This is a genomic window from Lachnoclostridium sp., assembly GCF_031997925.1.
GTDB lineage: Bacteria > Bacillota > Clostridia > Lachnospirales > Lachnospiraceae > Lachnoclostridium.
In genome coordinates, this window is the sequence record NZ_DAMADT010000019.1 from 77,530 (window position 1) to 86,589 (window position 9,060).

Consider the following 9,060-nt stretch of genomic DNA (forward strand, 5'->3'; position numbering starts at 1 on the left):
GTTGCATCTACAAACAAATATACGTCTGTTTTACAAGAAAGAAGGTAATTGTATGGGACTTATTTCACAAAAAATAATAAAAAAACCTCTTACCTGGCATATTATATTATGCGAGGTAAAAGGTTCCTTTACTACCTGTTATTATTGCTTTTTTTAAGTTTAAAATTAATACTCCTAATGATCTAAAAATATCTCAAGTTATAACACGATTTTCTAATAAAATCTTTCAAAAAAGATATGGTTCCCGATAATTTTATAAGGTATCTTTTCCTTAACACACTTAGCTTTGGTTGCAGCTACATAACTATTAAAGTATAGATAATCACCAATTACATTCGTACCATTCATTGCGTCTTTTGCAGCTTTTTTGCATTCTGCCATTACCTTTTTTTGTTCCTCACTTTTATAGTCACCGTAGACATAAAGCTTTAGTGCTGCTTCTAATGGTGCACCCTTTGTAGTGTATTTACCACTTTTAGTTAAATTATAAGCAGGTTCAAACTGACGTCCCCAACGTTTTAAATCATAAACTGCTTCTCTTATCGTTGTAACATGATCAAATAAATTACTATCCACACGATTTAAAATAACATTACCAACCGCAACTTTTCCTTTGTAACTTTCCCAACCCGCCTCGCAATAGATGATAGCGGTCAGTAACCTTAGATCTGAGCTAGTGTAGGACTTTGCGGCGCTGGCTTCAACTTTTATTGGTGCAGTAGTTGCACCAGCCAATATGCAGACAATAAGTAGTAGGGTAATTAGTTTTTTAAATTTCATATCAATTCTCCTTACTTGAATACGGTAAGAGCCATCGTTCTTACCTAGGGAATGTATGTATCTTTCCTTATAATTTATCTTTTCTTCGGAAAGATATCTTACATAGGGGTTCATATGTTTGTAATAATTCTGTAATAATTTTAACACTATTGTAGAATCATGTCAAATCCTTTAACTACCATATCCACGCACCCCTACACGATCCAAACAACAGTCTTATCACACAAAAAAAAGAAGACCACTGGTGGGTCTAACGGGTTTACTTTAGAGGTACATACCAAAAAAAGCATGAATTTTCACAATATTTACAACAAAAAAAGTATGCCTCACATATCATTTTCAGCGTACCTTTTATAATAAAATATTTTTTTTAAGCAAATAATAATATTAATTGTTAAACTTGCCGTTCTCAATCTTTTTGATTAGTTTATCTACTCTCTTTTTTTGTGACTCTGATAAATATTCTCTTCTTTTTAGCAATATATCTACAAATTCTTTAGAGTTCTCTTCATTAATGCAAATAAATGCTCTCTCTGCGTGTTGACCAACCTCTTTTGGTCTGCAAGTTTTTAAATGCTCAATTATTTTTTTAAACATAATTTTTTCGTAATGTTTATCTGCTTTTGCTAATTCTGCGAATACGCTAATGCTATTATCTTTGGTGATTACACTACCATTTTCATATGCACTAATAATAATATCTATATTCTCAAATATTTCTTTTGGTTTTAAGAATGTAATTCTTGATATTGCAGTCATTCCTCCCCAAACAAGTCTATTGTTTCTTGATTTCAGTAGTTGTATAAAATCCAAAACATAATCTGCTATTAATTCTGGATTTCTTTCACCTATCTCGTATAGAACTTTTATGCAATCATTCGCAAGTTGTTCTTTTCCATTCTTTAAACCATTAATAATTTCTTTTATACCGTCTAAATTTTTTGTTTCGCATAATTCAATTGCTAAATTAACATTAGGTTCTTCGTCATTCCTTCCAAGGTTATACGCTATTTTTTCAATCATATTATTCTCTCCTTTTTTCTCTTTCCTACTTAAATTACGGTCTAATTTGCAAATAGTGAGATTGCTTATCTTTTATTGACTGCTATAATCATAACGCTTTGATGATATATAAGCCTTTTAACTTCTTCTACGATAGACCAGTTTGATACGCTTTCAGTTATACTTCATACTTATATCTTCTGTATCTTTAGTGTATTTTTATAAACAAGCAACTCTAAACTATTAATTTAAGCCAAAATAAGAGGGTGCAAAAATCAATGTAATTTTGCACCCAAAGTTATTGTAGCACTTCTAAAGTAAACCCGTTATGGTGGGTTCCCTTTCTTTTAGTTATAATTTTAATCCTTATACACTATTTATTATTCTCACGGTACTCAGCTAGCAAGAGATCAACCATCCTTCCATAGCTTTGCACTCCATCTTCCTGACTGTTTGCCTTTAAATACGTATCATTCATCATCGTTACAGTATTGCTTATTGCAGTATTCTCAAATTCACTCCAATAAGCTGAATTATCTGCCAAATCAGCATATACTCCTTCGTTATAAAGCTTCCTAACCTCACGGTAACGCTCTTTATTCTTATCATAAAGTTCATTTCCAGCAACGATTAAAGCTTGCATTACACCGCTGTATTTCAGTTCTACATTGTCTGAGGAGGTACAAACCAAATAAGCAATGTAATTTGCTTCATCTTCCCTCATAAAACCACGCAAATGAGCCAACTCATGACATACAGTTGATGCTATAGAGTAATCTGGAATATCCACATTTACATTTGCCTCCATTGTAAATGGAATGAATATTCCGGTTAATTCCATCCGTGACATGACGCGTGAACATAAGATCGGTTTTGCAGCTGGATATCTACCTGATAGTATAGGATAATCTTTTGAAATTTGTTGATATGCTCGTTTTGTTTCCAGCATTAATTCTTTTTTAGACATTGTGGAATCATAGACTCCGCTTTCATCCACCGCAGGAATCGAATTTCTTAGTTCATTTGCACGTAATGCTAATGATACACATAATTCATACAATTCATCTTCTGAAGATTCTAATATCGTTAATCCACTATAATAGCTAAAAGGATAACGATAATAATTAATTCCGCACCCTAAGGTATAAAGAGTCAAAACAATACTAACACCGCAAAAAATATTTAAAATCCCTTTCCCGACCACTATGTAACGATCTTCTTTCGCTTTGATACTGTGTATAAGAAATCGTATCAGAAGAATCGCCAATAATAAAGGTCCAACAATAATGATGATCTCTGCCAAGGAGAAAGGGAAAATACCAGTAATCGTTGATAAAAAAAGTGACCATGGATGATAGAAAAATTTTACTAAAACATTTTCTGTAAAATAACTGCTCCTCTTAGCAAACTGAAGCAACAAAAAAGAAATGGGTAATAGCAGGAGAAAGAAATTACGTTTTAAACGTAACAATTGTCGGAATTTTGGCAACTGCTGATTCGGTCTCTTTTCTTTCATTGTATACCCCATTTCTTTCACTTACAATCTATTGGAATGTGACTTTAGCGCTACCACTTGATAAATACAATGCAATACGCTTCGTCCCACCTTTGTCTATGAGAACCGAACCGTCATATTTTTTCTTTCCAACCCAGACATCACCATACTTTGAAGTGATATCAAGGCAGTAATCCTCTTGTTTTCCTATTAAGTGTAAACTTACCTTACCGTAAGAATTATTGATCTTTATCTTATCTACATAACTATCCTCAATGGTGGCATCTCCGCTGCTTAATTTTCCTTCTAAAGAAGTAATTGTAGATTCTGCTATCTTAACATCACCATATGAATTATTAAATTGTAAATCCTTTGCCCTTAGTTTTTCTACCTTCAAGCTACCGCTACTAAGTTCCATAGTAATGCTAGAATCTGGGTATTCATTTGAAAGTAAATCTTCTTTTTGATTAATATTTTTTATCACTATATCTCCATAGTGATTCTCGATATTTGCCTCTCCGATTGCACTCCTATCAATCGTAAGATGACCAGAGGAAGCCACGGTGCTAAGCTTATCAATTACTGTCGATGTTATTATGGTATCTCCATACGAATTCTCTACCTTTACATCCTTTGCAGAAAAGCTTCCCATTGAGATATTACCGCTTGATACCGAAATGTTAACTTGATTAAAATCTGCGGATGCCGGAACATATAGCTTAAAATAATTCGACTTTTTTAGGTTAATGGAATAACCACCTTGGTTCATATTACTATCATTAAAAGTCAATGTACCATCAATTATTGTAAGTGCTGGTTCTTCATTCACATAATAATAAGAATATTCCACGTAATATCCATCCGAAGCTATTATCTCAAAGTCTGCATACTGTGTATTTACATTAATTGTAGAAATCGCCTCGATTGGCTCCTTAACAGTACCAAAATAGTTCATATTCTCTTCTGTATAACGTTCACCGTCAGTCGTGAAATAAAACTTTCCCTGGCATCCGCTTAATATTAATATTAGAAATAAGCTAACTAGGAGCCATATTTTTTTTTGCTTCATCTTCCACTTCCCCTAACTTCCAGTTATTTATTCCAGCACTTTGTGCCATTTATATGCAACACTGACTATCAGTAGCCCCCTCAGCATATGGTTATGTGTAGCATTAATTGCACTCAAAAGCACTTATGGTATAATGTATGTAGACATTATACCATAAATATCGTAAGAAAAAATTAATAAATTATTATATTTCGACAAAATTCCGTAAATTTTTATACTAGATTAATTTCTTAAATTCATCGATTTGATCTGAAAATGTTTGCAATGCCTTACGGAAGAACTCTGGATCTGTCAAATCAATTCCAGCGATTTTTGCAGCATCCTCTACATCACTTACTGTTGTTGCATGTAAAAGTGAACGATATTTTGGTAAAAATGCTTCTCCCTCTTCCAAATACTTTGCATATAATCCTCTTGCAAATAGACCGCCAAATGCATATGGGAAATTATAAAAACTAACTTGACCTGAATAGTAATGTCCCTTACATACCCACATATAAGGGTGTAAATACTCGGTGTCAAGACCATCTCCGTATGCTTCTTTTTGCGCTTCAAGCATCATCTCACATAACTCATCTGCAAACATAAAACTGTCGCTACGTTTTTCAATTACGGCAGTCTCAAAAAGATAACGGGAATAGATATCACAGATAATCTGTGTAGCATCCTGAAGTTGACCTTCGATTAACGCCAATCTTTCCTCTCCTTTTGCATCTTTAATTGCTGCATTTAGAATTACATTTTCATTAAAGGTAGATGCGGTTTCTGCAACTGGCATAGAATAATCGCTATTTAATAAGCGGTGATCATGAATGTTTTGATTATGATAAGCATGACCAAGTTCATGTGCTAGTGTTACAATATCAGAAATCGTACCATCATAATTTGTTAAAATTCTACTTTGCTTCATAGGTTGAAGGTTAGCGCAAAAAGCTCCGCCGACCTTGCCTGCTTTAGGATAAAAATCAATCCAACTTTCATCGAATGCTCGCTCCACCATTTGTGCTAAATCTGGTGCAAAGGTACGAAAATGTGTTAATAAATACTCTTTTGCGTCATCAATGCTATATTTCTTCTCACTGGCACCCATTGGTGCAAATAAGTCATACCAAGGTAAACCATTCTCATGTCCTAATGCTTTTCCTTTAAAGCGAAGATACTCATGGAATTTTGGCATAAACTCTTTCATAGCAGTAATCATTGCATTAAGCGTTTCCTTTTTCATGTTCGATTGCTCTAAAGTCATGTCGAGTACAGAAGAATACCCACGTAACTTTGCTAATGTTAAAACTTGGAGCTTGATACTGTTTAAAGAATATGCGGTACTGTCTTTTATTTTATTATAACATTCAAGTTCTGCTTCATAAGCTCCTTTTCGAGTAGATTCATCTGTACTATATGCCATATTACGAATTTCTGATAGAGTAACTTCCTTTCCATCATACATTGCCTTCACCGTTGAAGTAAGATAGCTTTGTAAATCACTCCAAGCATTTGCACCAGAAATTGACATCTTAGCAATGATTTCTTCTGTCTCATCACTTAATAGATGTTTATTATTTTCTTTTATTTTACGGATGTAATAAGCGTACTCACTAAGTCTTTCATCCTCTTTCATTAACGCATCAATATCATCTATTTTAGCAATGTATTTCATAAAGATAGTATTTGCTTTTGCTAAATTAGAGGATTTTTGATTGATTTGACCTAAATACGAAGTCGCTTCTGTTTCTGTAGTATTCGTCGACTGACGAAGAGAGCAATAAGCGGCGAGATGCTCTAATCGAAAGGCTTCCTCTAAACAATCAAAAATTTGATTTAGCGCTTGCTTTTTTGGTAGTTTATCAAGTTCTTTTGATAAATTATCCATTTTAACGATTATCATATCAAATCGTTTCATATCCTCTTTAAATTTTTCATCATCATATCCTGTGTATAACGCATCTAATGACCATGTAGTATTCATATCCTTCTTCCTTTCATTTTTCATATTTCATGTATCTTAATATTTTATTTCTTTTAATATAAAAATTTCAGTATGTAATCTAGAATGCTCCTAAGTCTCTACCTTGAGTATTAAGAAAATCTATTAAAGCAAATAAACATCTCCTTAAAATACCCACAGGGTAAATGTGCATTTCTAGGAACGTTAATCCTGAATTTTCATTATGTGTTGAAACCGGCATTAAACCCCTATTTATGATATCTGTAGTTTAATGCGAGTTTGTAAATTATTATAACATAAATTTTCTCGAGTGTTGATTAAAATTTATATGTATTTTTCTTACATGAGTACACGTTACGAACTTTTCCTTGTCATGAATTAAGGAACTAACAAAAACGAATTGTTCTATGCTAGTTCCTTTCCTATTCATTTGAATCTTATTTTTCACGATTGATTGGTGCAATTCCTTCTTTTCTAGAATTATGCGTTTGATTTTGATTTTCTACTTTTCCCTTTTGTGTAATACTGTTAAACTTTTCGTTTTGTATCTTTTGCTCTCTTTTCTCAGAATCATTCGAATGAAATGTATTATTTTTTTTCATATAAATCCTCCATTCTGCCGCAATCAGTGTGAAAATTCTTGATTTTTCACACTACCTCCCTTAGTGAGTTTTAACATATTCTGCAGCACTTTTTGCAGAAATCCTACCAAATACTACAATATCACATACCGCATTACCACCAATACGATTCGCACCGTGGATTCCTCCGGTAACTTCTCCTGCTGCGAATAACCCTTTGATTGGTTTGCCATCCGTAGAAATTACCTCTGCCTTCGTATTAATCTCTACTCCACCCATCGTGTGATGAATTGCAGGAGCTACTTTAATTGCATAATAAGGTGCTTTTGAAATAGTTGTATCCATACCAGTGGTACGATTGTATAAATCTTGTCCCTTTTCTGTAATTGTCTTATTCCAATTTGCCACTGTCTGGATTAATTTATCTGGATCTACATTGATATCATTTGCAAGTTCTGAAAGATTATTTGCCTCTTTTACGATATCCGCATTGATATAACTTTCTACAGCACTTAGATTTTCCCTTAGTTGTTGATCAAAGATCAGGTAAGCATAGCTACCTTCTTGTTGTAAAATTGCATTGGACACTAAGTTTCTCGTACTTAATTCATTATAAAAACGCTCCCCATTGCGATTCACTAGGATCGCGCCTTGACCACGAACAGATTCTGTTATCATAATACTGGTTTCCTGCTCTACCGTTGGATGGGTTTGAATTTGATCCATATCAACAACATTCGCACCGATATCTTGTGCCATTATAATGCCATCACCGGTAGCTCCTGGAGCATTCGTTGTTTTATAACCAGCCAGTTTTTTATCATATTCCTCTACCATAGCTTCATTCGCACCAAAACCACCTGTTGCAAGAATAACAGCTTCACATGCTATTTTATAATTTTTCTCTTTTCCCTTTGCTATCACTCCTGATACTTTACCTTGATCCATTAAGATTTTGGTTGCTTTCGTATTATATCGTATATCAATTCCATTGCTTTCTTTATTATTCAGAAAGGTATTCATAATGTAATTCCCAATTGGAGCTCCACCTTCTGGTGCATGCATTCTCTTAAATGTAGCTCCGCCTGAAAATGATAACGTTGATAACGGAGCTCCAATTGAATCTAACCAAGCGACAGCATCTGCTGAATTCTCAGCCATAGTGCGTACTAAAGCCTCATTATTTAAGTAGTTTCCACCTTTCATGGTATCTTCAACGAAACTCTCAACGGAATCTGCAATCCCCAGTTCTTTTTGAAGAGGAGTATTCGCTGCATTGATACCACCGGTTGCCTTTACGGTATTTCCTCCCGCCATTGGCATCTTCTCTAAGATGACGACAGTTAGCCCTGCTACCTTGGCTTCAATTGCTGCTGTCATTCCAGCCCCACCTGCCCCGATTATACATACATCAACTGTTATCATTTCTTCTGGTAGCGTTGCTTCTTTCGTCGCTTTTGGTTCTTCTGACGTCAATTTAGATACATCAACACCTGCGCTAGTAAGTGCAGCAGTAACTGCTTCTATAATTGCTTTACTTGTTGTAGTTGCACCACTCACAGCATCAACTTTAACCGATTGCTTTTCCACAATTTCTGGAGGTAAGTCACGTATTGCAATGGATCCAATATTATCCGTCTCATTTGGTCCAAATGCTACAACTGATTCAATTCGGTCATTAGTAAGGACAACTGTCGCGGTTACTTCTCCGCCATACCCAGATGCTTTGCCTTCATAAGTTCCGGGTGTAAACCTTCCACCCGCGGAAGGTGTGACTGAGGGTGTAGCTCCTCCCTCGTTTTTTTTCTTACTACAAGACATTAATACAAATGCCATGATTGCAATCATAGCGATTGCAACAATACGCCTTTTCATAATATTCTCCTTTACTAACAATAGATATACGTAACTTTTAACGTTTTCTATTGTTAAATATATTGCACTGTCAATCTTCACAGATGCTACCAATAGTTTGTATACTTTAACTGGAATTTATGTGTAAACGAGAATTTTATTTGAATTTCCTATTTTAAGTCAAAGCGGATATTCAGAATCCGCTTCGCTATTTATTGTAACCTTATAGGAAAAAACGCGAACTTTCCCCTGTCATGAATAAAATTTATAAAAAACTACATTTATCCCTTGTCTTTCCACTCCTTTATGGTTGTTCCTAATACATTTTTAATTC

Annotated in this window: 7 protein-coding genes; all 7 read right to left on the reverse strand. The window is 34.3% G+C overall.

Translation table 11 applies throughout. The features are described 5' to 3' along the window. Positions 1-213 precede the first annotated feature (213 nt). Entirely contained in the window at positions 214-780 is a 567-nt protein-coding gene (locus RTP52_RS12930) for a cell wall hydrolase (protein WP_312371824.1), read from the reverse strand. A gap of 387 nt (positions 781-1,167) precedes the next feature. After that, the gene (locus RTP52_RS12935; protein WP_312371826.1) at positions 1,168-1,803 is read right to left on the reverse strand and encodes a hypothetical protein; all 636 of its coding nucleotides are present in this window, start codon (positions 1,801-1,803) and stop codon (positions 1,168-1,170) included. Positions 1,804-2,155: 352 nt separating this feature from the next. Beyond that, positions 2,156-3,298: a DUF3810 domain-containing protein gene (locus RTP52_RS12940; RefSeq protein ID WP_312371828.1), complete on the reverse strand. Its 1,143-nt coding sequence runs from the start codon at positions 3,296-3,298 to the stop codon at positions 2,156-2,158. 28 nt (positions 3,299-3,326) lie between these two features. Next, positions 3,327-4,346, reverse strand: a complete 1,020-nt coding sequence (locus tag RTP52_RS12945; protein ID WP_312371829.1) for a DUF4097 family beta strand repeat-containing protein — start codon at positions 4,344-4,346, stop codon at positions 3,327-3,329. Positions 4,347-4,563: 217 nt separating this feature from the next. Continuing rightward, positions 4,564-6,312 carry a M3 family oligoendopeptidase gene (locus RTP52_RS12950; protein ID WP_312371831.1) on the reverse strand — a complete coding sequence of 583 codons (1,749 nt, stop codon included), beginning with the start codon at positions 6,310-6,312 and terminating at the stop codon, positions 4,564-4,566. A gap of 416 nt (positions 6,313-6,728) precedes the next feature. Then, a complete protein-coding gene (locus RTP52_RS12955) occupies positions 6,729-6,893 on the reverse strand; it encodes a hypothetical protein (RefSeq protein ID WP_312101919.1) in 165 nt (54 codons plus the stop codon). Between the two features lie 60 nt (positions 6,894-6,953). Next, complete coding sequence (locus RTP52_RS12960) at positions 6,954-8,747, reverse strand: flavocytochrome c (RefSeq protein ID WP_312101922.1); 1,794 nt, start codon at positions 8,745-8,747, stop codon at positions 6,954-6,956. Positions 8,748-9,060 lie beyond the last annotated feature (313 nt).